Raw genomic sequence first — 22,949 nt, forward strand, 5'->3', positions numbered from 1 at the left:
AAATCTCGACCTGCTCTCTATAGATAGAAAAAAGGCGCATCCGAAGATGCGCCTTCAGGCTCGTCTTACTCAGCCTTTGGCGTTTCGCGCAAACGAATGTGCAATTCGCGCAGTGCCTTGGCATCCACCACACCCGGCGCTTGCGTCATCACGTCGGCAGCACTCTGGGTTTTCGGGAAAGCGATCACTTCACGGATCGACTGGGCGCCGGTCATCAGCATCACCAGACGGTCGAGACCGAAAGCCAGACCACCGTGTGGCGGTGCACCGTACTTCAGGGCGTCGAGCAGGAAGCCGAACTTCTCTTCCTGTTCCGCTTCGTTGATGCCCAGCAGACGGAAGACCGACTGTTGCATCTCTTTGCGGTGAATACGGATCGAACCGCCACCCAGTTCGGTGCCGTTCAGCACCATGTCGTACGCGCGGGACAGAGCGCCAGCCGGGTTGGCTTCAAGCTCTTGCGGCGTGCACTTCGGTGCGGTGAACGGGTGGTGCAACGCGGAGAAGCTGCCATCGTCGTTTTCTTCGAACATCGGGAAGTCGACGACCCACATTGGCGCCCACTCGCAGGTCAGCAGCTTGAGGTCGTGACCGAGCTTGATGCGCAGTGCGCCCAAGGCTTCGCTGACGATCTTGGCCTTGTCGGCGCCGAAGAACACGATGTCGCCGTCAACAGCACCCACGCGATCGAGGATGGCGTTGAGGTTTTCCAGCGGAATGTTCTTCACGATCGGCGATTGCAGACCTTCAACACCGGCAGCGCGCTCGTTGACCTTGATGTACGCCAGGCCCTTGGCACCGTAGATGCCGACGAACTTGGTGTAGTCGTCAATCTGCTTGCGCGGCATGCTCGCCCCGCCTGGAACGCGCAGTGCGGCGATACGGCATTTCGGATCGTTGGCCGGGCCGCTGAACACTTTGAAATCGACTTCTTTCAGTTGATCGGCAACGTCGACCAGTTCCAGCGGGTTACGCAGGTCTGGCTTGTCGGAACCGTAACGGCGCATGGCTTCTTCGAAGGTCATGTGCGGGAAATCGCCGAATTCCAGACCCAGCACTTCCTTGAACAGGTTGCGGATCATTTCTTCGGTCAGGCCCATGATCTCTTTTTCATCGAGGAAGCTGGTCTCGATGTCGATCTGGGTGAATTCTGGCTGACGGTCAGCGCGCAGGTCTTCGTCGCGGAAGCACTTGGCGATCTGGTAGTAACGGTCGAAACCGGCGACCATCAGCAGTTGCTTGAACAGCTGCGGCGATTGCGGCAGGGCGAAGAACGAACCGGCGTGAGTACGGCTCGGCACCAGATAGTCACGCGCACCTTCAGGGGTGGCACGGGTCAGGATCGGCGTTTCGACATCGAGGAAGCCGTTCTCGTCGAGGAAGCGACGGATGCTGGTGGTCATGCGCGAACGCAGACGCAGCTTCTCGGCCATTTCCGGACGACGCAGGTCGAGGAAGCGATAGCGCAGACGGGTTTCTTCGCCGACGTCGGAGAACTCGTTCAGCGGGAACGGCGGGGTTTCCGACTCGTTCAGCACTTCCAGTTCGTAACCCAGCACTTCGATCATGCCGGATGCCATGTTGGCGTTGGTCGCACCGGCCGGACGCAGACGTACCTTGCCGGTGATCTTCACGACGTATTCGCTGCGCACGCGATCGGCGGCGGCGAAGCTCTCGGCGCGATCCGGATCGAATACCACTTGGGCCAGACCGTCACGATCACGGATATCGAGGAAAATCACCCCGCCGTGGTCGCGGCGACGGTGAACCCATCCGCAAAGGGTAATTTCCTGGCCTTCCAGGCTTTCGTTCAGTTGGCCGCAATAGTGGCTGCGCATCATGATAATGGTTCGCTTCTCGTCATTCGATATTCGGTGGAGATCCCGGCGCTCAGAAGCGACCCGGAATCTCACGCGTGTTCGTTCAACCTGGGTTTGAACCCTAGTCAGATTTGTCGCCACCGGCCAGATTCTTCTTGGCGCCGGTCTTGAAATCGGTCTCGTACCAACCACCGCCACTGAGGCGAAAGCCAGGCATGGACAGCTGTTTCTTGAGCTCCGGTGCCTGGCAGGCAGGGCAGTCGACCAACGGTGCCTCGCTGATCTTTTGAATGGCTTCCAACTGATGACCACAGGAAGCACATTGGTAATCGTACATCGGCATGGGGGTGTCTCGGCGATCAGATTGCCACCGCGTGCAGGGCTTTGCGGCGAAAGAGCGGGATTATATCCATTAAATGCGGCCTGTGCAGCCGGAAGACAGCACAAGCCGCGACGTCATTTCAACTGCCCGTCAGAGCGTAATGGCCTGCGGGACTTCCTTGAGGCCATTCATCACGCAGACCACCCGTACCAGACCGCTGAAGTTTTTTACCCCACCGTGGCGCAAGTGCACTTGCCGATCCACATGGGACAGCAACGTACTGATCGAACAACCGCAATCCTCGGCCATGCGCCCAAGGATGTTCCAGTAGACCTGTTCGAGCCTCAGGCAAGTGGCAAAACCATTCAGGCGCACAGACCTGGACAATGGCTGAATCAATGCAATGTCGAACTCGCTGACCAGCGGATCGACCTTTCCCTCTTGCCGTGAACCGAAGCATTCGGTTTGCCTGTCTCCATCGACCATATCGCTGACACTCCCTTGTCATCGCTGCTATTTATAAAGACAACATCCTGTGCCCTCATAAAAGCGCAGACGCAAAGTTATATCCAGATGACTATTTGCCCATCTGCGTAGGATAAGCCGACATCAAAAGTAAGACTTCGGAAGCACGCGGGTATTGGCCCTCCACAAACACCCGCGCCTCGCGCTGATCACCCTTCCAGCAGTGCTCGCAGCATCCACGCGGTCTTCTCGTGCACCTGCATGCGCTGGGTCAGCAGGTCGGCGGTGGGTTCGTCGCTGACTTTGTCCAGCAACGGAAAGATACCGCGCGCGGTACGCGTCACCGCTTCCTGACCGGCAACCAGTTGTTTGATCATGTCTTCGGCACTCGGCACACCCTCCTCCTCCTTGATAGAAGAAAGACGCGCATAGGTCGCGTAAGCGCCCGGCGCCGGAAACCCCAAGGCCCGAATACGTTCGGCGATCGAGTCCACGGCCAGTGCCAATTCGTTGTATTGCTCTTCGAACATCAGGTGCAGCGTACGAAACATCGGACCGGTGACGTTCCAGTGGAAGTTATGGGTTTTCAGATACAGCACATAGGTGTCCGACAGCAGACGGGACAGCCCTTCGACGATGGACTTGCGGTCTTCTTCACTGATACCGATATCGATTGCCATGCTTACCCCCTAACGGCGATTGAATTTATCCAGCAGGTGCCACCCCACTCTAGCAAGCCTGACACCGCCCCGCAGCCCTGATCGGCCCTACACACTGCGACAAATCGACCGCATCGATGCCACTGGCCGGGCTGATTTGAGTAGCCGCAGGCTTTGCTGTTAAATAGGCAGTGTGTCGCCATGCCCCATTTTCCGGGGCGTTGCGCATAGGCTGATGCTGTGTACGTGTCTACCGCCTCTTATTTTTGTTCCGAAGCGAACCGTCCACCTTCAGCTCTTCCTTGTGAGCCGTCATAACGTGAGCCAATCAAAATGTTGAAAATCGTCCACCTGCTAATGGGCGCAGCGGCATTGCTGCTGTCGTTCATACCCAGCTTGAAATCCGAAGCCGTTCCCTACCTGCAACAACCCGATGCACTTTACCTGGCCTTTTTCGGCCTGCTGAACCTGGTCATCGCTCCAGTGATTCCTTACTGGAACAAAGGCCCGCGCCAGCATCTGCAAAATCTGGTCAGCGCACTTCTGGTGCTGACTGTCGTCCTGCAAACCTTGACCCTGATCGCTCCAATGCCTGTCATCGCCGGCCAGCCAGCCGTGCTGTTCAGCCTGGTCATCGCTCTGGTCGCCGTCATCCTGCACCTGGCTGTCAGCTTTTATCGTTCGTCACCGGCTACCGCGCCAACCAGCTATGACATGACCAACCGCGATACCGGTACCGTCAAGTGGTTCAACACCTCCAAAGGCTTCGGCTTTATCTCCCGGGATTCCGGCGATGATATTTTCGTGCACTTTCGTGCGATCCGTGGCGAGGGCCATCGCGTTCTGGTCGAAGGCCAGCGCGTTGAGTTCTCGGTGATGAACCGGGACAAAGGCCTGCAAGCCGAGGACGTCATCGCCGCATTGCCGCGTCGCTGATTCCAGGCTTAAAAAAACCGCGAGCAGCCTGGCTGTTCGCGGTTTTTTTATGCCTGAAGAAAAGACTCAGTAATGCGGCGGCGGTGCATCTTCCTCGAAAGAGCCGAACTGGCCGACCATCTCTTCCTGGCGCTTGAGCAACGCCGCCATCTGCAACTGCAGGCGCTCGACCACGCGCTGCTGGGCGACCAGCACGTCGTTCAATGCCTGAATGGTGTCATCCTGAAACGCCAGACGGCTTTCCAGATCTGTCACGCGATCTTCCAGACTCATGACTCAGCCCTCCACAAAGGTGAAATGCTCGGTCAGGACCGCACGCAACCGTTCGCGAATCGCGGCGACCTGCTCGTCACTGTACGGCTTGGCCGCTACTTTGCCCCACACCGGCGCAGGCCAGGCCGCGTCTTCGCGTTTGCGCACGATCACATGCATGTGCAACTGACTGACGACATTACCCAGGGTCGCGACATTCATTTTGTCAGCATCGAACAAATCCTTGAGCAACTCGGCCAGCGCAGTGGTTTCTTGCCACAGTTGCTGCTGGTCGACGACATCCAACTGAAACAACTCGCTGATATCGTCGCGACGAGGCACCAGGATGAACCAAGGATAGTTGGCATCGTTGGACAGCAGCAGTCGACTGAGCGGGAAATCGCCGATGACCAGGGTGTCCTGTTGAAGTCGTGGATCTAAAGCAAACACTGCGCGCACTCCCGGCTGATCTACATTATTCAGCTTAGCGGGCCATCCATTTCGGCGGCGCACCAAGCGACAGGACGGCAGCATACCTGCGAATGAAGCAGCCTTCACGGTTGCCAGTGCCGATACCCTTGTGCTGTCGACGCCCCGAGATATGGCATTTATCTGCCGCGCGCACCACTACGGAACCGGCGCTGGCTGAAAAACCGAAGAAATGACCGATATTGCGGCTCGCGTTCTTTTTAGCGCCCCGCGCGAAGTGTATGAATACTGGACAGCTGTAAAATTTTTTGCACCAAAACCGCACAGCGCGTCTACGCTCACTGCGTCGGGCATCCGCCGAATACTCACTGACGGGGTGAACCGGTAACGTTTTTGGTTGTCACGCGCGATCTTCGGCGCGGCAACACCATAGCAAGAATGGCGTCAAGCCCTGATAAAAAGGGGCTTGGCGCCCAGTATTCATGAGGCTTTTACAGGCACAGGCGAGTGATCAAAAAAATAACCGCAACAGAAATGCGGTTTGTGCACGCTTGTTGCATTCGTACCCATATGGACTATAAGCGCACCACTGGAAGTGGATGCCTTAAGCCCCATAAGAACAGTGGCAGGGTTGCCCGATGGAGATTCAAGTGTTTTGCCAGGGACTCTTTTTTACCGATGCAAAAAGGCCCATAAACAGCGAGAAAGTTGTCAGTCCGGCTGCGTCGGTACTGTGAATTTGCGACATCCACCACGCCATTTGCGACAACGTCGTAAAGAAGCTGAAAGGTTGGAATAGCAAGTATCGCCAACATTGTCGGCGTGATATAAGTTTGCGCCGACACAAAAAGAAAGAGCCGCCCAGATAATAAAACAGGTGGGACGGCAGTACTCTTCTAAAACCAAAGGAGCAAATCACGATGCGCGTGATGAAGTGGAGCATGATCGCACTGGCAGTTGCTGCAGCCGCCAGTTCTCAGTTGGCTACGGCCGCCCCGTTTGTAAGTGACCAGGCAGAAGCCAAAGGCTTTGTTGAGGACGCGACACTCACCGAGACGTTGAAGAACTACTACTTCAACCGCGACAACAAGAACGGCGGCAACGACCAGAAAGACTGGACTCAGGGCTTCCTCGGTAACTTCACCTCCGGTTACACCCAAGGTACTGTTGGCGTAGGTATCGATGCATACGGTTACCTGGCCTTGAAACTGGATGGCGGTGATGGTACTTCCGGTTCAGGCAACATGAGCCGTAGCGACACCGTTAACCCGAACAACGGTGCCCGCGACGTTAACGACAGCCAGGGCAAAGCCGGCGCGTCGATCAAATTCCGCGTTTCCAAAACCGAACTGAAATTCGGCGACATGCAGCCAAGCACTTCTCCAGTGTTCGCTGTAGGCGGTTCCCGCATCCTGCCGCAAACCGCCACTGGCTTCCAGTTGCAGAGCAGCGAAGTCAAAGACCTTGACCTCGAAGCCGGTCACTTCTACTCCGGCTCCAGCCAGGACAAAAACGCACGTGATGGCGGCCTGTACGCCAACTATGCGGGCGTGGAAGCCAACACGATCGATTACTTCGGCGGCAAGTACGGCATCACCGAAAACCTGAGCGCATCGCTCTACGGTGCCAAGCTGGAAGATATCTGGAACCAGTACTACGCGAACGTGAACCTGACCACCCCGTTCGGTGGCGACACCTCGCTGAACACTGATTTCAACATCTACCGCACCACCGACACCGGTGACAAGGAGGCAGGTGACATCAGCAACACGACCTTCTCCCTGGCAACTGCACTGTCGTTCCTGAAGGCTCATACCTTCACCCTGGGTTTCCAGAAGGTCAACGGCGACACCCCGTTCGACTACATCGGTGTGGGTAAAAACAACCGTGGTGGCGACTCGATCTTCCTCGCCAACTCCATCCAGTACTCTGACTTCAACGGTCCTGGCGAGAAATCCGTGCAAGCCCGTTACGACCTGAAAATGGCCGAGTACGGCGTTCCAGGCCTGAGCTTCATGGTTCGTTACGTTAAAGGTTGGGACATCGACGGTACCAACACCCCGGCTGGCAGCGCTTACGCCGGCCTGTACGGTGAAGATGGCAAACACCACGAAACCAACTTCGAAGCCAAATATGTTGTGCAGTCTGGCCCGGCGAAAGATCTGTCCTTCCGCATTCGTCAGGCCTGGCACACTGCCAACGCCGACCAGGGCGAAGGCGACGTCAAAGAGTTCCGCCTGATCACCGAATACCCACTGAACATCTTGTAATTGTCAGTGGTTAGTTTGGAAGCATAAAAAAAGGCCCATCTTCGGATGGGCCTTTTTTATTGCCTGTGACTTCAATTAACTGCCTGACCGATAAGTCAGGCAATTAATTAGCAACCTATCATTGTGTTGCCGACTCCTGCACCACGCGAATCACGCGCTGTGGAAAAGGAATATCAATACCGGCAGTCTTTAAACGATCACGCGACTGTTCGTTAAACATGAACATTACATCCCAATAGTCTGCGGTTTTAACCCACACACGCAGGGAAACAGTGATCGAGCTGTCGCCCAAAGTCGAAATGACGGCCTGGGGTGCCGGATCCTGCAATACGCGATCATCCTTGGCCAGATCCAGCAGAACCTGACGGGCCTTCTGCAGATCGGCTTCGTAATCGACACCGACATCGAACACGACCTTACGGGTCGGCTGACGATTGGTGTTGGTGATGATGCCGTTCGACAGATTACCGTTAGGCACGATGATGGTCTTGTTGTCGCCAGTACGCAGCACGGTGTGGAAAATCTGGATGCTGTCGACCGTACCCGACACGCCTTGCGCTTCGATCCAGTCACCGATACGGAATGGACGGAACAGCAGAATCAACACGCCGCCAGCGAAGTTCGCCAGGCTGCCCTGCAATGCCAGACCGATGGCCAGACCGGCAGCACCGATGGCAGCCACAAAGGAGGTGGTCTCGACACCGATCATCGAAGCAACGCTGACAATCAGCAGCACTTTGAGAATGATGTTGGCCAGGCTGCTGATGAAGCCTTGCAGCGCCAGATCGGCATTGCGCAGGGCCAACAGACCACCGAGTTTCTGTGTGACCTTGTTGATCAGCCACCAACCGATGGCCAGGGTAATCACCGCCAGCAGCACACGACTGCCATACTCCATGATCATCGGGATCCACGCCTGGGACGCCTTGACCAGGTTGTCCACCTCAGCATTCAAATCCATGTTCTATCTCCTGATTTCCGGCTACCCGGGCTTAAAAAATAAACGGCAGAAAGACCGAACCTGCTGGGCTCAATCGTTTCTGCCGCTGCTTGGGCCTCGGACGCTGAAAACGCCGAGAGGTTCCCCCGACCGGAAAGCTTAGTCGCGGAAGTTGTTGAACTGTAGCGGCATGCCGAATTCCTTGGCACGCAGTGCAGCGATGGCTTCCTGCAGGTCATCACGCTTCTTGCCGGTCACACGAACCTGCTCGCCTTGAATGGCAGCCTGGACCTTGAGCTTGGCGTCCTTGATGTGGCCGACGATCTTCTTCGCCAGCTCTTTGTCGATGCCTTCCTTGAGCAGGGCATCCTGCTTCATCAGCTTGCCCGAAGCGTAAGCGTCCTTGACCTCAAGGCACTGCACGTCGATCTTGCGCTTGACCAGCGCCAGCTTGAGGATTTCGATCATCGCTTCGAGCTGGAACCCGGCTTCAGCGGTCAGGCTCACGGTCAGGTCCTTTTCCTTGAACTCGAAGCTGCCTTTGCCTTTCAGGTCATAACGACGATCGAGTTCCTTCACGGCGTTCTCGACCGCGTTGGTGAGTTCGTGTTTGTCCAGTTCGGATACCACGTCGAACGACGGCATGTAATCTCTCCAATAAAAAGGCGCGCTCGATGTGGATGGAGCGCGCTTGGCTTGCGGTTAAAATCGGGCTCATTATAACGGGTCTTTTCCTACGAACACGGCGAGCCGCACATGCCTGTACGCAATCGAGCAAAAAACTGATGTCGACCACCTGGCACATTCTCGGCGCCGGCAGTCTCGGCACGCTGTGGGCTACACGCCTGGCCCGTGCCGGCTTGCCGGTCCGACTGATCCTGCGGAACACCGAGCGCCTGCGCAGCTATGAAGCCGCCGGCGGCTTGACCCTGGTTGAACAAGGCCAGGCCGGTACCTATGCGGTGCCGGGCGAAACGCCAGACAGCCCCTCGGCGATTCGGCGCTTGCTGGTCGCCTGCAAAGCCTATGACGCCGAAAGCGCTGTTGCCCGCCTCGCCCCACGCCTGACAGAGGATGCCGATCTGATCCTGCTGCAAAACGGCCTCGGCAGTCAGGACGCCGTCGCCACCCTGATACCCCAGGCTCGCTGCATCAGCGCTTCCAGCACCGAAGGCGCCTTTCGCGATGGCGACTGGCGTGTAGTGTTTGCCGGCCACGGCTTCACTTGGCTGGGTGATGTCACTCATCCGGTCGCGCCGATCTGGCTGGAGGATCTGCAAGCCGCGAACATTCCCCACGAGTGGAGTACCGATATCCTCACGCGGTTGTGGCGCAAACTGGCGCTCAACTGCGCGATCAATCCACTGACCGTGCTGCACCACTGCCGCAACGGTGGTTTGCAGGATCATCACTGCGAAGTCGCCACGCTGTGCGCCGAACTCGCCGAGTTGTTGCAGCACTGCGGCCAACCCGCTGCCGCTGAGAACCTGCAGCAAGAAGTCGAACGGGTGATTCAGGCGACGGCGGCCAATTACTCCTCGATGTACCAAGACGTGGCCAACCAGCGCCGCACCGAAATCAGCTATCTATTGGGCCATGCCTGCAAAGTTGCCACCCGCCATCAAATGAATCTGCCGCACCTCAACCAATTGCAGCAGCGCCTCGTCGCGCATCTGCGCAGCCTTGGATTGCCCAGCGACTGAGCAGCGGCTACGCTGGCCACTTGTTCCTTTGCTGCGATAAACCTGATGCCATTGCGCCAGCGCCTCGAAAACCTGCCGGTCGGCCAGAAACTGCTGGCCGCCCTGCTGGTGTTGTTGACCACGGTTTTGCTGGTCGCCAACCTGACCTTTATCAGCGCCGCCTACTACATCTCTCAGGAGAGCATGGCGCCGCAGGCGTTGCAGACCATCGGCCGACTGATCGCCAACCCGAGCCTGGTCAGCGAGTCCCTGCAATCGCCGGAGAGCGCCGAACGCCTGCTCAAGGAGCTCGACAGCTATTCGCCATTACGCGCCGCTGCGATATATGACGGCAAAGGCGAACGCCTCGCGCAGGTGCAGCGCGGCGACAAACTGAAATTGCCGGAACGCTATCGGCACATCGAAGCCTGGCAACTCACCGAGTTTCGCAGCAACCAGTTGATCACCCTGCCCCGCCCCGGCACCGCGCCCGGCCATCTGCTGTTGGTGGCGAGCAGCGAACTGCCGATGGCGTTCTACACCGGCACCCTGACCGCCAGTCTCGGCATCCTGATCTTCAGCGTGCTGTTGTGGCTGGTGATTGCCCGCCAGATCAAACGCCTGATCACCCGGCCGATCCATCAACTGGAAGAACTCTCGCGTCAGGTCACCCGCGAAGAGAACTACGCCCTGCGCGCCTCGCGCGGCAACCACGACGAAATCGGCAGCCTCGCCGAGGCGTTCAACACCATGCTCTCGCGCATCGAAGCCCGCGAGCAACAGCTCAAGCGCGCCCGCGACGACTCGCAAGCGGCTTATGATCAGGCACAGGGACTGGCCGAGGAAACGCGTCACACCAATCGCAAACTGGAGCTGGAGGTCCAGGTGCGCAGCAAGATCGAGAAGAAACTCACCGGCTTTCAGAACTACCTCAACAGCATTATCGACTCGATGCCTTCGGCGCTGATCGCCCTCGACGAGCAGCTCTACGTCACCCAATGGAACCAGGAAGCCAGCGCCCTCTCGGGCACGCGACTGGACGAGGCACTGAATCAGCCGATTTTCCTCGCCTTCGAACCGTTGAAGCCGTTTTTGCCACAGCTCAAGCAGACCGTCGAACAGCACACTGTGGCGAAGATCGAGCGGGTAACGTGGTTCAAGGACGATGAGCCCAAGCATTATGCGCTGACGTTTTATCCGCTGATGGGCGGTGCCGGACGCGGTGTGGTTATCCGCATCGACGACATTACCCAGCGCCTGTCGCTGGAGGAAATGATGGTGCAGTCGGAGAAAATGCTCTCGGTCGGTGGGCTCGCCGCCGGTATGGCCCACGAGATCAACAACCCGCTGGGCGCAATCTTGCATAACGTGCAAAACATTCGCCGGCGGCTGTCGGCCGACCTGCCGAAGAACCTCGAAACCGCTGAGCAACTCGGTATTGAAATCGAAACGGTCAACCGTTATCTGCAAGGCCGCGAAGTACCGCAACTGCTCGACGGCATTCAGCAGGCCGGCGCACGGGCGGCGAAAATCGTCACGCACATGCTCAGTTTCCGTCGCCGCAGCACCCGCCAGATGGCGCCGTGCGATCTGCCGGCGCTGATCGATCAAGCGGTAGAGATCGCTGGCAACGACTTCGATCTGGCCATCGGTTTCGACTTCAAGGGGCAGGCGATCATTCGCCAGTTCGACCCGGCACTCGGCCCGGTTCCGGGCACGGCCAACGAACTGGAACAGGTGCTGCTCAACCTTCTGAAAAACGCTGCGCAGGCGATTCACCAGCGCGAAGACGACAGCGAGCCGGGGCGGATCATTCTGCGCACTCGACTCAATCCGCCGTGGGCTGAAATTCAAGTCGAAGACAATGGCATCGGCATGAGCGAGAACGGGCGCAAACGCACCTTCGAGCCGTTCTTCACCACCAAGGAAATTGGTCAGGGCACCGGACTTGGCTTGTCGGTGTCGTACTTCATCATCACCAACAATCACAAAGGCCAGATGGAAGTGCAGTCCGCGCCCGGTCAGGGCACCTGCTTCACCTTGCGTCTGCCGTTGACGCCGCCTGCAGCCATCGGCGCCGAAACCAGTCAACTACCGAGGTAACCCATGGGCTTTCGCTTGTCGAAGATCTACACCCGCACTGGCGACAAAGGCGAAACCGGCCTGGGCGACGGCCGTCGCGTGCCAAAGGATCACCCGCGCATCGAGGCAATTGGCGAGGTCGATACACTGAACAGTCAGGTCGGCGTGCTGCTGGCAGGATTGATTGCCGAGCGGGAGGCGTTTCCAGGGCTGAACGAATTGATCGAGGTGCTTACGCCTTGTCAGCATCGGCTGTTCGATCTCGGTGGCGAGCTGGCGATGCCGGAGTATCAGGCGTTGAACGCGGCGGAAATCGAACGGCTGGAGGCAGCGATCGATGTCTGGAATGAAGAGCTGGGGCCGCTGGAGAATTTCATTTTGCCGGGTGGATCGATGCTGATTGCACAGGCGCATGTGTGTCGCAGCCTGGCGAGGAGTGCCGAGCGGCGGTGTCAGCACTTGAATGCGATCGAGCCATTGGCCGGGGTCGGGCTGGCGTATATCAATCGGTTGTCGGATTTGTTGTTTGTGGCGGCGCGGTTGATTGCGCGGCGGCAGGGGATTGCGGAGATTCTCTGGCAACCGGCCCCAAAACCGACAGAGATAGAGATGTAGCGCCTGACCGGCCGCCATCGCTGGCAAGCCAGCTCCCACAGGTTTCGAGTTGTACACAACATTTGTGAACGACACAAAACCTTGTGGGAGCTGGCTTGCCAGCGATGAGGCCTGCTGCCTTTACAGAGAATCAGGCCAGAACGCGCGAATCCCCGCCACACCCTGTGCACCAACGCCCCAGGCTTTTTCGCGCTCCACCGGGCCTACCCCACCCAACAGAAACACCGGCTTACCGAATCCCTCGATCAACGCCGCAGCCTGATCCCAGCCCAACGGCTGCGCATCCGGGTGAGTCAGCGTCGGCTGCACCGGTGACAAGGTCACAAAGTCCACACCCATCTGCTCGGCCAGCGCCAACTCTTCAGCGTTGTGACACGACGCCGCCAACCAGCGCTCCGCCGGCAACGGACGCCCCGCCGCCGCGTACTTACGCAATTGCGCAGCGGTGATGTGCCAACCGGCCGACGGGAAATCGCCAAGCCATTCGAACGGCCCCTTGATCATCAACTGCGCCTTGCCCGCACACAGGCCGGCCGCATCGACCGCCAAATCGCGATACTTGGGGTCATAGCCATTTGGCGCGCGCAGCTGAATCAACTTGATCCCACCGGCAATCGCCTTCTGGATACCGCGCAGTAACGCCGGGGTTTCCAGGTCTTCCGGGGTGATCAGGTATTCAGCCGGCAAACGCGCCGCCGCTACGATCGGCTGGTTGGCCGCGGGAAACTCGTAGTTCACCAACTCCTTCGCCGCGACCCAGGCCAATGGCTGACCTTCGGCACCGTGAGGTTCGCCGGTGAATGCCGAGACTTCCCAGACATCCAGCAGCACCTGCTTGTCGGGGTAGTCGTGACGCACCTTGATCAACGGCCGGGCAGCAACAACGACGATGCCCAACTCCTCGTGCAGCTCACGGGCCAGTGCGCTTTCAACTGTCTCATCCACCTCGACCTTGCCGCCGGGAAACTCCCACAGACCACCCTGATGCTGAGAGTCGGCGCGGCGGGCGATGAGGATTTTGCCGCTGTCGTCACGGATGACGGCGGCGGCGACGTGTACACGTTTCACGGATTCAATTCCTCCAGTCCGGCCTTCTGCCACGCCTTGAAGGCGGGCCATTGGTAGACGGCTTCAACATAGGCTTCGTCGGCGGCCGGCAGTTGCACCTGATAGGTGCGCAGGCGCACGGCAATCGGCGCGAAGAAGGCATCGGCCAGACTGACGCGGCCAAACAGATAAGGTCCGCTCTCGGTGGCGGCGGCGCGGCACTCGGCCCACAGCGCGAGCATGCGTTCGATGTCGACCTTCACTTCTGGCGGTACCGGGTTCAGCGGCGCGTCATGGTTGAGGTTGAATGGCATGTGATTGCGCATGGCGAAGAAGCCGCTGTGCATTTGGGCGCAGGCGGATCGGGCCTGAGCGCGGGCGAAAATATCCGTCGGCCAGAGTTGCTCGGACGGGAATGTCTCGGCGAGGTACTCGGCAATGGCCAGTGAGTCGGCAATGGTGCCACGCGCTGTTTGCAGCAGCGGGACTTTGGCGGTCGGCGAATGCTTGAGCAGCAGTTCGCGGGTGTCGGGCTTGCCGAGCTTGATCAGTTCTTCGCTGTAGGGTGCGCCGGTCAGTTCGAGCGCCAGGGCGGCGCGCAGGGACCAGGAGGAAAGCAGTTTGTCGCCGATGATCAGGTGCAGGGACATGGTTGGGTGCCTTTCATCAGGAGGAACAGTCCAGAATCTTTGGTGCCTGACAGGTCGCCATCGCGAGCAGGCTCACTCCTACAGGGGATTTGTGAACAACACAGATCTCTGTGGGAGTGAGCCTGCTCGCGATGCAGGCGACTCGGTCTCAGGTTGGATCAAGTGCGGTATTCGGCGTTGATCTTCACGTACTCATGCGACAGGTCAGTGGTCCAGATGGTTTCGCTGCAATCGCCGCGACCCAGTTCGATACGGATGGTGATTTCTTCCTGCTGCATCACCGCCGAACCCTGCGCTTCAGTGTAGGTCGCCGCGCGGGCGCCACGGCTGGCAATGCACACGGCGCCGAGGAACACGTCGATCTTGCTCACGTCCAGATCCGGCACGCCGGCACGACCGACGGCCGCCAGGATGCGACCCCAGTTCGGGTCAGAGGCGAATAGCGCGGTCTTGATCAGCGGCGAGTGCGCCACGGTGTAGCCAACGTCCAGGCATTCCTGATGGTTGCCGCCGCCATTCACTTCAACGGTGACGAACTTGGTCGCGCCTTCGCCGTCACGCACGATGGCCTGGGCGACTTCCATGCACACTTCGAATACCGCTTGCTTCAGTTTGGCGAACAACTCGCCTTCAGCGCGGGTGATTTCCGGCAGTGCAGCCTTGCCTGTAGCGATCAGCATGCAGCAGTCGTTGGTCGAGGTGTCGCCGTCGATGGTGATGCGGTTGAACGACTTGTTGGCGCCGTCGAGCATCAAATTGTGCAGGACTTCGCGGGAGACTTTGGCGTCAGTGGCAATGTATCCGAGCATGGTCGCCATGTTCGGACGGATCATGCCCGCGCCTTTGCTGATGCCGGTAACGGTGATGGTCACGCCGTCATGTTCGAACTGACGGCTGGCGCCCTTCGGCAGGGTGTCGGTGGTCATGATGCCGGTGGCGGCGGCTTCCCAGTTGTTTTCCGACAAGTCGTCCAGCGCGGCTTGCAGCGCGCCTTCGATCTTCTCGACTGGCAGTGGCTCACCGATCACACCGGTGGAGTACGGCAGGATCTGGCTGGCATCAACGCCGGTCAGCTCAGCCAGCTTCGCAGTGGTGCGTTCAGCGGCGGCCAGGCCAGGTTCACCGGTCCCAGCGTTGGCATTGCCAGTGTTGGTCAGCAGATAGCGCACAGCATTCTGCACGCGTTTTTTCGCCAGGATCACCGGTGCCGCGCAAAACGCGTTCAAGGTGAACACGCCCGCAACGGTCGAGCCTTCGGCGCAGCGCATCACAACGACATCCTTGCGCCCGGGGCGCTTGATGCCGGCCGAGGCGATACCGAGTTCAAAACCGGCAACCGGGTGCAACGTTGGCAAAGGACCAAGACCAACAGCCATGAATGCGCTCCTTACTCAATGAAGTCAGCACCGTCACTCGCGGCGACGGTGGTTTGAATGGCAAAACGCCGCGACGGCAGGAGCCGGTCGCGGCGCGGGTATTTCAGCGATTGAAACGGGTTTTACTGGATCTGCCCGTGGCAATGCTTGAATTTCTTGCCCGAACCGCAGTAGCACAGTTCGTTGCGGCCCAGCTTCTGCTCGTTGCGAACCGGCGCAGTGGCGAGGGCCACATCGACCTCTTCACCGAGTATTTCCGGTTGCTCCAGGCCCGGGGCTTCAGCGTGTTCGAACTGCATGCGGGCGGCCAGTGCTTCGGCTTCCTGACGCAGACGTTGCTCTTCGGCTTCCGGATCTTCGCGGCGAACCTGAACGTGCGACAGCACACGGATCGAGTCGCGCTTGATCGAATCGAGCAGCTCGGAGAACAGCGTGAACGACTCGCGCTTGTACTCCTGCTTCGGGTTCTTCTGGGCATAGCCACGCAGGTGGATACCGTGACGCAGGTGATCCATGGTCGACAGGTGGTCTTTCCACAGATCGTCCAGCACGCGCAGAACGATTTGCTTCTCGAAGGAGCGCAGTGCTTCCGCACCAGCCTGATCTTCTTTCTCGTTGTACGCCGCCATCAGCTCGGTCATGAGCTTCTCGCGCAGGGTTTCTTCGTACAGGTGATCGTCTTCATCGAGCCATTGCTGGATCGGCAATGTCACGCCAAAGTCGCTGGCAATCGAAGCTTCCAGACCGGCCACGTCCCACTGCTCTGGCAGCGATTGCGGTGGAATGTGCGCACTGACGGTCGCGTTGAGCACGTCCTGACGGAAATCGGCGATGGTTTCACCGATGTTGTCAGCGGCCAGCAACGTGTTACGCATGTGATAGATCACTTTACGCTGTTCGTTGTTGACGTCGTCGAACTCGAGCAGTTGCTTGCGAATGTCGAAGTTGCGGCCTTCAACCTTGCGCTGCGCCTTCTCGATTGCGTTGGTCACCATGCGGTGCTCGATCGCTTCGCCCGGCTGCATGCCCAGGGCTTTCATGAAGTTCTTCACCCGGTCAGAGGCGAAAATGCGCATCAGGCTGTCTTCCAGCGACAGGTAGAAGCGGCTCGAACCGGCATCGCCCTGACGACCGGCACGGCCACGCAGCTGGTTGTCGATACGACGCGATTCGTGACGCTCGGACGCAATCACCTGCAGACCGCCGGATTCGAGCACTTGCTGGTGACGCTTCTGCCAGTCGGCCTTGATCTGGGCAATCTGCTCAGGGGTCGGGTTTTCCAGCGACGCTACTTCAACTTCCCAGTTACCGCCCAACAGGATGTCGGTACCACGACCGGCCATGTTGGTGGCGATGGTCAGAGCGCCCGGACGACCGGCCTGCGCGATGATCTCGGCTTCTTTTTCGTGGAACTTGGCGTTGAGAACCTTGTGCTCGATGCCTTCCTTCACGAGCAATGCGGACATGTGCTCGGAGGTTTCGATGGTGGCAGTACCCACCAGCACCGGACGACCGGCCGCCATGCTTTCCTTGATGTCGGCAACGATTGCCGCGTACTTCTCTTCGGCGGTGAGGAACACCAGATCGTTGAAGTCTTTACGCGCCAATGGTTTGTTCGGCGGAATGACCATCACTTCCAGACCATAGATCTGGTGGAATTCGAACGCTTCGGTGTCGGCGGTACCGGTCATGCCGGACAGCTTGGTGTACAGACGGAAGTAGTTCTGGAACGTGGTCGATGCCAGCGTCTGGCTCTCGGCCTGGATGTTCAGACCTTCCTTGGCCTCGATGGCCTGGTGCAGGCCTTCGGACAGACGACGACCCGGCATGGTACGGCCGGTGTGTTCGTCGACCAGTACGACCTGGCCGTCCTGCACGATGTATTCGATGTTGCGGTTGAACAGCTTGTGCGCACGCAGACCGGCATACACGTGGGTCAGCAGGCCCAGGTTATGTGCCGAGTACAGGCTCTCGCCTTCAGCCAGCAGGCCGACGCGGGTGAGCATGTCTTCGATGAACTGGTGACCGGCTTCGTTGAGTTCGACCTGACGGGTCTTCTCGTCAACGGTGTAGTGGCCAGCCTTGGTGACTTCGCCTTCGACTTCTTCAACGTGCAGTTCCAGCTGCGGGATCAGTTTATTGATCTCCATGTACAGCTTGGAGCTATCCTCGGCCTGACCGGAAATGATCAGCGGGGTACGCGCTTCGTCGATGAGGATGGAGTCGACTTCGTCGATCACGGCAAAGTTGAGTTCGCGCTGGAATTTTTCTTCCATGCTGAACGCCATGTTGTCGCGCAGGTAGTCGAAACCGAATTCGTTGTTGGTGCCGTAGGTGATGTCGGCGGCGTAGGCCAGACGCTTCTCTTCCGGCGGCTGGAACGGCGTCACGACGCCGACGGTCAGGCCGAGGAATTCATACAGCGGGCGCATCCAGTTGGCGTCACGACGCGCCAGGTAGTCGTTCACTGTCACAACGTGCACGCCCTTGCCGGACAATGCGTTGAGGTAAACACCCAGGGTCGCTACGAGGGTTTTACCCTCACCGGTGCGCATTTCGGCGATCTTGCCTTCGTGCAAGGTCATGCCACCGACGAGCTGCACGTCGAAGTGACGCATACCCATGATGCGCTTGCCGGCTTCGCGGGCGACCGCAAAAGCTTCTGGCAACAGCTTGTCGAGGGTTTCCCCTTTGGCGATGCGGGCCTTGAACTCATTGGTCTTGGCGCGCAATTGATCGTCCGAAAGGGCCACCATTTGCTCTTCGAAGGCATTGACGAGCTGCACCGTCTTGAGCATGCGTTTGACTTCACGCTCGTTCTTGCTTCCAAAAAGTTTCTTTAACAAAGGCGCAAACATATCGGCAGGATCTTCCACACTAAAGGGATGGAGGGCGGCCCCGTGAGCGTCGCCCGTGCAGCCCTCATGGCCGCATGCGAACGAGCATTCTACCCGGAAACGGAAGTGAGGAAAGTGGCGATATTCCACGATGCTGGCACTGCGCTTTGACGGGGCTCACTTAAAATAGGGGCGTTTTGCTCAACTTCAAGTCATACAAGGCAGAAGTTAGTCGTTGATTTAATGGGTAAAGCGGGGGCAAAAGCAATGGGCGAGTGAGTTCGGCCTTTCTGCTACCATGGCGATTCTGTTACTTCAGGTGTTCGATCATGGCATTTCGCCCTCTTACGGCCAGAGCACCCGCCGTTCTCTTGCGCGAAGCCAAGCCGCTCAAGGCCATCCTCGGCCATGCCCAGCGACTGGGCCATTTGCAGCGCCTGCTCGAAAGTCAACTGCAACCCGCCGCCCGCGAACACTGCCATGTGGCGTCGTGGCGCGAGGGCAGTTTGCTGCTGATTGTCACCGATGGCCATTGGGCCACACGCTTGCGCTACCAGCAAAAGCGTTTGCAGCGGCAACTGCAGATGTTCGATGAGTTCGCCAGTTTGACGCGGATTCTGTTCAAGGTGCAGCCGCCGACGGTGCAGCGCGGAGCGACCGGGCATACCATGGATTTGTCGACGGATGCGGCGGCGACGATTCAGGCGACAGCAGACGGGATCAGTGATCCGGGGTTGCGCGCGGCGCTGGAACGCCTGGCGGCGCACGCGAAAGACAAAACCTGACAGCTATCAATAATTGCAGGAGTGAGCCTGCTCGCGATAGCGGTGAAACAGTCGACATTGTCGTGACTGGCATACCGCAATCGCGAGCAGGCTCACTCCTACATTGGATCAGCGGCGTTTGCTGCCACCGAGTAAAGAGCCCATAAGGCCGCGTACCAGTTGTTTGCCCAGATTGTTGGCCGCCTGGCGCATGGCGGATTTCAGCGCTTGCCCGGCAGCGGTGCCGAGAAACTCTCCGGCCCTGTCGGCGAGGCTTGGTTCTTCAACCGCAGGCTTGCCGGCGGGTGCCTCGGCGTCAGGCGCCAAGCCTTTACGCCCCATGAGAATCTCATACGCCGACTCACGATCGATCGGCTTGTCATAGCGGCCCTTGAACGGCGATCCGGCAATCAGCACGGTTCGTTCGGTCTCGGTCAGCGGCCCGATTCGCGATTGCGGTGGCGCCACCAGCACACGCTGGACCATTTCCGGCGTGCCCTTCTCGGCAAGGGTTCCGACCAACGCTTCGCCGATCCCCAACTCCGTCAACACCGACAACGTATCGAACGCCGGATTCGGCCGGAAGCCATCTGCCACCGCGCGCAGGGATTTCTGCTCCCTGGCGGTGAAGGCGCGCAAGCCATGCTGGATTCGCAGGCCAAGCTGGGCCAGCACATCATCGGGCAAGTCCGCAGGCGACTGGGTGACGAAATACACACCAACGCCTTTCGAGCGAATCAGCCGCACCACTTGTTCCAGACGCGCCTGCAAAGCCTTGGGCGTATCGCCGAACAACAAATGCGCCTCATCGAAAAACAACGCCAGCAGCGGTTTGTCGGCATCGCCGCGTTCGGGCAGTTGCTCAAACAGCTCAGCCAGCAGCCACAACAGGAACGTCGCGTAGACTTTCGGCGCCTCATGCACCAGACGACTGGCGTCCAATAGATGAATGCGCCCACGGCCATCAGCCGCCGGTTGCAGAATGTCTTCGAGTTGCAGCGCCGGCTCGCCAAACAAGGCTTCGGCGCCCTGCTGTTCCAGTGTCGCCAGGCGGCGCAACAGCGCCTGGCTGGAACCGGTGGTCATCAATGCAGCGTCTTCGCCCAACAGTTGCGGGTTGTCCTTGAGGTGATTGAGCAGCGCTTTCAGGTCCTTCAGGTCCAGCAGCAACAGGCCTTCACGATCAGCGACCTTGAACGCTGCGTAGAGCGCCGCCTGCTGACTGTCGGTCAGTTCCAGCAGGCTGCCGATCAACAACGGGCCCATTTCACTCAACGTAGTGCGCAACGGATGACCGGATTCGCCGTGGATATCCCACAAGGTCACCGGATAAGCCTGCGCCTTGTAGTTGAGCCACGGCATCCCGCCAATGCGCTCGGCAACCTTGCCCTGCGGGTTGCCGGCAGCACCGAGGCCACACAGATCGCCCTTGATGTCAGCGGCAAACACCGCGACCCCGGCGTCACTGAACGCTTCGGCCAGACGTTGCAAGGTAACGGTTTTACCGGTACCGGTGGCGCCGGCGACCAGCCCGTGGCGGTTCGCCAGGCGCATGGCCTGACCAAGCTGTTGCCCCGCGAGGTCGGCGCCGATAACGAGTTGCGATGAGTCAGGCATTTTGTCACCCAATGGTTAATCTTTGATTCTGCATGGCCGATACACAAAGGTGAGAGCCCGACCATAAGTCGGGCCGGACATTTCCCTAAGGAGAGACGGAAATATCAGCTTGTTTTCACCGTTGCCCATTTCGCGCGCCTCTATAAAAGCACGCCCTGGACACTAAGACCTTAGCGGAACCCCAAGCCATGAACAAAAATCTGCGCTTCAGCCATAAAATCTTGCTTGCCGCCGCCCTCATCGTCATTGCCGCCTTCGCCTCGTTTACCTTGTACAACGACTGGCTACAGCGCAATGCGATCCGCGATGACCTGAACAACTATCTCAACGAAATGGGCGAGGTCACGGCCGGCAGCATCCAGACCTGGCTCAACGGTCGCATTCTGCTGATCGAGAACGCCGCCCAGAACATTTCGATCAATCCCGAACCCGCCAACGTCGCCATCCTGCTCGAACAGAAGACCCTGACCTCGACGTTCATGGCCACTTATCTGGGCGATGCCACCGGGCATTTCACTATCCGCCCGGACACGAAGATGCCGGACGGTTTCGATCCACGCGTGCGCCCTTGGTATAAAGGTGCCGAGAGCAGCAGCACTTCGACGCTGACCGAACCGTATATCGACGCGGCTACCGGCCAGTTGATCATCTCGATTGCTACCGCCTCGAAAAAGGCCGGCCAGAGCGTCGGCGTGGTAGGCGGCGACTTGAGCCTGCAATCGCTGGTCGACACCCTCGCCGCCCGCGACTTCGACGGCATGGGTTATGTATTCCTGGTCAGCGCCGACGGCAAGATCCTCGTCCACCCGGACAAAGCCCTGGTGATGAAATCACTAAAGGAAGCCTATCCACAGGACACCCCGCGCATCAGCAGCGACTTCAGTGAAGTCACCGTTGATGGCAAAACCCGCATCGTCACCTTCGCGCCGATCAAAGGCTTGCCGTCAGTGAACTGGTACATCGGTCTGTCGGTGGACAAGGATCAGGCGTTCGCGATGCTCAGCGAGTTCCGTACGTCGGCGGTGATTGCCACGGTGATTGCCGTGGCGATCATCCTTGCTCTGCTTGGCATGCTGATTCGCATCCTGATCCAGCCGCTGCACGTCATGACCCGCGCCATGGAAGACATTGCCGACGGCGAAGGCGACCTGACCAAACGCCTGACCATCGTCAATAACGATGAGTTCGGTGTTCTGGGTACCGCATTCAACCGCTTCGTCGAGCGTATCCACGGCTCGATCCGCGAAGTGTCGTCGGCCACCGGGCAAGTCAACGAAGTCGCCCTGCGCGTGGTCGCTGCGTCGAACTCGTCGATGTACAACTCTGATCAACAGGCCTCGCGTACCAGCAGCGTGGCTGCAGCGATCAACCAGCTCGGCGCTGCGGCACAGGAAATCGCCCGCAACGCTGCGCAGGCCTCGAACCAGGCCAGCGATGCTCGCGGTCTGGCGGAAGATGGCCAGCAAGTGGTGGATCGCAGCATCAAGGCGATGAATCAGCTGTCGAGCATGCTCAGCGCGTCGAGCAGCAATATCGAATCGCTGAACAGCAAAACCGTGAACATCGGCCAGATTCTTGAAGTGATCACCAGCATTTCCCAGCAGACCAACCTGCTGGCGCTCAATGCCGCGATCGAAGCTGCGCGTGCCGGTGAGGCCGGCCGTGGTTTCGCCGTGGTGGCGGATGAAGTGCGCAATCTGGCGCATCGCACCCAGGAATCGGCGCAGCAAGTGCAAACGATGATCGAGGAGCTGCAAGTCGGCGCCCGTGAATCGGTGAGCACCATGAGTGACAGCCAGCGCCACAGCCAGGACAGCGTGGAAATTGCCAACCTCGCCGGGGAGCGTTTGAACAGCGTGACCCAGCGTATTGGCGAGATCGACGGGATGAACCAGTCGGTGGCGACCGCGACCGAGGAGCAGACCGCTGTGGTCGAGTCGATCAACGTCGACATCACCGAGATCAACACGCTGAACCAGGAAGGCGTGGAGAACCTGCAGGCGACGTTGCGGGCTTGCTCGGATCTGGAGCAGCAGGCTTCGCGGTTGAAACAGCTTGTGGGTAGTTTCCGGATTTAAGATCAAAAGCCTACCCCCTCACCCCAGCCCTCTTCCCCAGGGGGGCGAGGGGGAAAGGGAGCCGATCTTCATGCTGTTCAAAACCTGAGTTCGACTGAAGACGTTCAG

The 22,949-nt window shown here is 58.9% G+C and carries 20 protein-coding genes and 1 pseudogene; 8 read left to right on the forward strand and 13 right to left on the reverse strand.

Annotated elements, in window-relative coordinates; all coding sequences use genetic code 11:
* Positions 1-65: 65 nt before the first annotated feature.
* The 4 genes from aspS to AK821_RS22540 all read right to left on the reverse strand — a co-directional run bounded on the left by aspS (position 66) and on the right by AK821_RS22540 (position 3,287).
* Complete coding sequence (gene aspS / locus AK821_RS22525) at positions 66-1,841, reverse strand: aspartate--tRNA ligase (RefSeq protein ID WP_064391781.1); 1,776 nt, start codon at positions 1,839-1,841, stop codon at positions 66-68.
* A gap of 100 nt (positions 1,842-1,941) precedes the next feature.
* Positions 1,942-2,163: an FmdB family zinc ribbon protein gene (locus tag AK821_RS22530; protein WP_007912741.1), complete on the reverse strand. Its 222-nt coding sequence runs from the start codon at positions 2,161-2,163 to the stop codon at positions 1,942-1,944.
* A gap of 129 nt (positions 2,164-2,292) precedes the next feature.
* Positions 2,293-2,628 carry a ribbon-helix-helix domain-containing protein gene (locus AK821_RS22535; RefSeq protein WP_064391785.1) on the reverse strand — a complete coding sequence of 112 codons (336 nt, stop codon included), beginning with the start codon at positions 2,626-2,628 and terminating at the stop codon, positions 2,293-2,295.
* Positions 2,629-2,816: 188 nt separating this feature from the next.
* Complete coding sequence (locus AK821_RS22540) at positions 2,817-3,287, reverse strand: Dps family protein (protein WP_053123088.1); 471 nt, start codon at positions 3,285-3,287, stop codon at positions 2,817-2,819.
* Between the two features lie 312 nt (positions 3,288-3,599).
* On the opposite strand from AK821_RS22540, the gene AK821_RS31200 reads away from it, so the two are divergent.
* Complete coding sequence (locus tag AK821_RS31200; RefSeq protein WP_064391787.1) at positions 3,600-4,202, forward strand: cold-shock protein; 603 nt, start codon at positions 3,600-3,602, stop codon at positions 4,200-4,202.
* Between the two features lie 66 nt (positions 4,203-4,268).
* Here the strand turns inward: AK821_RS31200 and AK821_RS22550 are convergent, their stop codons facing one another.
* Entirely contained in the window at positions 4,269-4,475 is a 207-nt protein-coding gene (locus tag AK821_RS22550) for a SlyX family protein (RefSeq protein WP_064391789.1), read from the reverse strand.
* Positions 4,476-4,478: 3 nt separating this feature from the next.
* Positions 4,479-4,904 (reverse strand): HIT domain-containing protein, encoded by a 426-nt coding sequence (locus AK821_RS22555; protein WP_064391792.1) that lies wholly within the window; start codon positions 4,902-4,904, stop codon positions 4,479-4,481.
* 899 nt (positions 4,905-5,803) lie between these two features.
* Here AK821_RS22555 and AK821_RS22560 point away from each other — a divergent pair.
* Positions 5,804-7,153, forward strand: coding sequence for an OprD family porin (locus AK821_RS22560; protein ID WP_064391793.1), 1,350 nt, complete (start codon positions 5,804-5,806; stop codon positions 7,151-7,153).
* A gap of 118 nt (positions 7,154-7,271) precedes the next feature.
* Here the strand turns inward: AK821_RS22560 and AK821_RS22565 are convergent, their stop codons facing one another.
* On the reverse strand, positions 7,272-8,114 hold the full coding sequence (locus tag AK821_RS22565; RefSeq protein WP_064391795.1) for a mechanosensitive ion channel family protein: 843 nt from the start codon (positions 8,112-8,114) through the stop codon (positions 7,272-7,274).
* A gap of 138 nt (positions 8,115-8,252) precedes the next feature.
* Positions 8,253-8,738 (reverse strand): YajQ family cyclic di-GMP-binding protein, encoded by a 486-nt coding sequence (locus tag AK821_RS22570; RefSeq protein WP_064391796.1) that lies wholly within the window; start codon positions 8,736-8,738, stop codon positions 8,253-8,255.
* A gap of 140 nt (positions 8,739-8,878) precedes the next feature.
* Between AK821_RS22570 and AK821_RS22575 the strand changes: the two genes are divergently transcribed.
* The 3 genes from AK821_RS22575 to AK821_RS22585 are packed head-to-tail and all read left to right on the forward strand — an operon-like array spanning position 8,879 to position 12,472.
* Positions 8,879-9,796, forward strand: a complete 918-nt coding sequence (locus AK821_RS22575; RefSeq protein ID WP_064391798.1) for a putative 2-dehydropantoate 2-reductase — start codon at positions 8,879-8,881, stop codon at positions 9,794-9,796.
* Positions 9,797-9,841: 45 nt separating this feature from the next.
* The gene (locus AK821_RS22580; RefSeq protein WP_064391800.1) at positions 9,842-11,878 is read left to right on the forward strand and encodes a sensor histidine kinase; all 2,037 of its coding nucleotides are present in this window, start codon (positions 9,842-9,844) and stop codon (positions 11,876-11,878) included.
* 3 nt (positions 11,879-11,881) lie between these two features.
* Complete coding sequence (locus AK821_RS22585; protein ID WP_064391802.1) at positions 11,882-12,472, forward strand: cob(I)yrinic acid a,c-diamide adenosyltransferase; 591 nt, start codon at positions 11,882-11,884, stop codon at positions 12,470-12,472.
* A 120-nt stretch (positions 12,473-12,592) separates the two neighbouring features.
* On the opposite strand, the gene AK821_RS22590 is transcribed toward AK821_RS22585, so the two are convergent.
* The 4 genes from AK821_RS22590 to secA all read right to left on the reverse strand — a co-directional run bounded on the left by AK821_RS22590 (position 12,593) and on the right by secA (position 18,403).
* Complete coding sequence (locus AK821_RS22590) at positions 12,593-13,540, reverse strand: Nudix family hydrolase (protein ID WP_064391804.1); 948 nt, start codon at positions 13,538-13,540, stop codon at positions 12,593-12,595.
* The gene (locus AK821_RS22595) at positions 13,537-14,169 is read right to left on the reverse strand and encodes a glutathione S-transferase family protein (protein WP_064391806.1); all 633 of its coding nucleotides are present in this window, start codon (positions 14,167-14,169) and stop codon (positions 13,537-13,539) included. The genes AK821_RS22590 and AK821_RS22595 overlap by 4 nt, the downstream gene beginning before the upstream one ends.
* Positions 14,170-14,327: 158 nt before the next feature.
* Complete coding sequence (argJ, locus tag AK821_RS22600; protein WP_064391808.1) at positions 14,328-15,545, reverse strand: bifunctional glutamate N-acetyltransferase/amino-acid acetyltransferase ArgJ; 1,218 nt, start codon at positions 15,543-15,545, stop codon at positions 14,328-14,330.
* A gap of 122 nt (positions 15,546-15,667) precedes the next feature.
* Positions 15,668-18,403 (reverse strand): preprotein translocase subunit SecA, encoded by a 2,736-nt coding sequence (gene secA, locus AK821_RS22605; RefSeq protein ID WP_064391810.1) that lies wholly within the window; start codon positions 18,401-18,403, stop codon positions 15,668-15,670.
* Positions 18,404-18,711: 308 nt separating this feature from the next.
* On the opposite strand from secA, the gene AK821_RS22610 reads away from it, so the two are divergent.
* Positions 18,712-19,167 carry a DUF721 domain-containing protein gene (locus AK821_RS22610; RefSeq protein WP_064391811.1) on the forward strand — a complete coding sequence of 152 codons (456 nt, stop codon included), beginning with the start codon at positions 18,712-18,714 and terminating at the stop codon, positions 19,165-19,167.
* Between the two features lie 108 nt (positions 19,168-19,275).
* On the opposite strand, the gene AK821_RS22615 is transcribed toward AK821_RS22610, so the two are convergent.
* Positions 19,276-20,763 (reverse strand): helicase HerA-like domain-containing protein, encoded by a 1,488-nt coding sequence (locus AK821_RS22615; RefSeq protein ID WP_064392140.1) that lies wholly within the window; start codon positions 20,761-20,763, stop codon positions 19,276-19,278.
* A 188-nt stretch (positions 20,764-20,951) separates the two neighbouring features.
* Here AK821_RS22615 and AK821_RS31455 point away from each other — a divergent pair.
* Positions 20,952-21,983 (forward strand): annotated as a pseudogene (locus AK821_RS31455) (HAMP domain-containing protein); the annotation flags it as partial.
* Between the two features lie 93 nt (positions 21,984-22,076).
* The gene (locus tag AK821_RS31460) at positions 22,077-22,841 is read left to right on the forward strand and encodes a methyl-accepting chemotaxis protein (protein ID WP_371043227.1); all 765 of its coding nucleotides are present in this window, start codon (positions 22,077-22,079) and stop codon (positions 22,839-22,841) included.
* The last annotated feature ends 108 nt before the right edge of the window (positions 22,842-22,949 follow it).

Source organism: Pseudomonas sp. RIT-PI-r (assembly GCF_001297015.1).
GTDB lineage: Bacteria > Pseudomonadota > Gammaproteobacteria > Pseudomonadales > Pseudomonadaceae > Aquipseudomonas.

Bases quoted from the DNA above. Each gene is read 5' to 3' on its own strand.
- AK821_RS22535 (WP_064391785.1), bottom strand. From the start codon at position 2,628: ATGGTCGATGGAGACAGGCAAACCGAATGCTTCGGTTCACGGCAAGAG.
- AK821_RS22615 (WP_064392140.1), bottom strand. From the start codon at position 20,763: ATGCCTGACTCATCGCAACTCGTTATCGGCGCCGACCTCGCGGGGCAA.
- aspS (WP_064391781.1), bottom strand. From the start codon at position 1,841: ATGATGCGCAGCCACTATTGCGGCCAACTGAACGAAAGCCTGGAAGGC.
- AK821_RS22560 (WP_064391793.1), top strand. From the start codon at position 5,804: ATGCGCGTGATGAAGTGGAGCATGATCGCACTGGCAGTTGCTGCAGCC.
- AK821_RS22585 (WP_064391802.1), top strand. From the start codon at position 11,882: ATGGGCTTTCGCTTGTCGAAGATCTACACCCGCACTGGCGACAAAGGC.
- AK821_RS22570 (WP_064391796.1), bottom strand. From the start codon at position 8,738: ATGCCGTCGTTCGACGTGGTATCCGAACTGGACAAACACGAACTCACC.
- AK821_RS22565 (WP_064391795.1), bottom strand. From the start codon at position 8,114: ATGGATTTGAATGCTGAGGTGGACAACCTGGTCAAGGCGTCCCAGGCG.
- AK821_RS22540 (WP_053123088.1), bottom strand. From the start codon at position 3,287: ATGGCAATCGATATCGGTATCAGTGAAGAAGACCGCAAGTCCATCGTC.
- argJ (WP_064391808.1), bottom strand. From the start codon at position 15,545: ATGGCTGTTGGTCTTGGTCCTTTGCCAACGTTGCACCCGGTTGCCGGT.
- AK821_RS31200 (WP_064391787.1), top strand. From the start codon at position 3,600: ATGTTGAAAATCGTCCACCTGCTAATGGGCGCAGCGGCATTGCTGCTG.
- AK821_RS22575 (WP_064391798.1), top strand. From the start codon at position 8,879: ATGTCGACCACCTGGCACATTCTCGGCGCCGGCAGTCTCGGCACGCTG.
- AK821_RS31460 (WP_371043227.1), top strand. From the start codon at position 22,077: ATGTACAACTCTGATCAACAGGCCTCGCGTACCAGCAGCGTGGCTGCA.
- secA (WP_064391810.1), bottom strand. From the start codon at position 18,403: ATGTTTGCGCCTTTGTTAAAGAAACTTTTTGGAAGCAAGAACGAGCGT.
- AK821_RS22610 (WP_064391811.1), top strand. From the start codon at position 18,712: ATGGCATTTCGCCCTCTTACGGCCAGAGCACCCGCCGTTCTCTTGCGC.
- AK821_RS22550 (WP_064391789.1), bottom strand. From the start codon at position 4,475: ATGAGTCTGGAAGATCGCGTGACAGATCTGGAAAGCCGTCTGGCGTTT.
- AK821_RS22595 (WP_064391806.1), bottom strand. From the start codon at position 14,169: ATGTCCCTGCACCTGATCATCGGCGACAAACTGCTTTCCTCCTGGTCC.
- AK821_RS22530 (WP_007912741.1), bottom strand. From the start codon at position 2,163: ATGCCGATGTACGATTACCAATGTGCTTCCTGTGGTCATCAGTTGGAA.
- AK821_RS22580 (WP_064391800.1), top strand. From the start codon at position 9,842: ATGCCATTGCGCCAGCGCCTCGAAAACCTGCCGGTCGGCCAGAAACTG.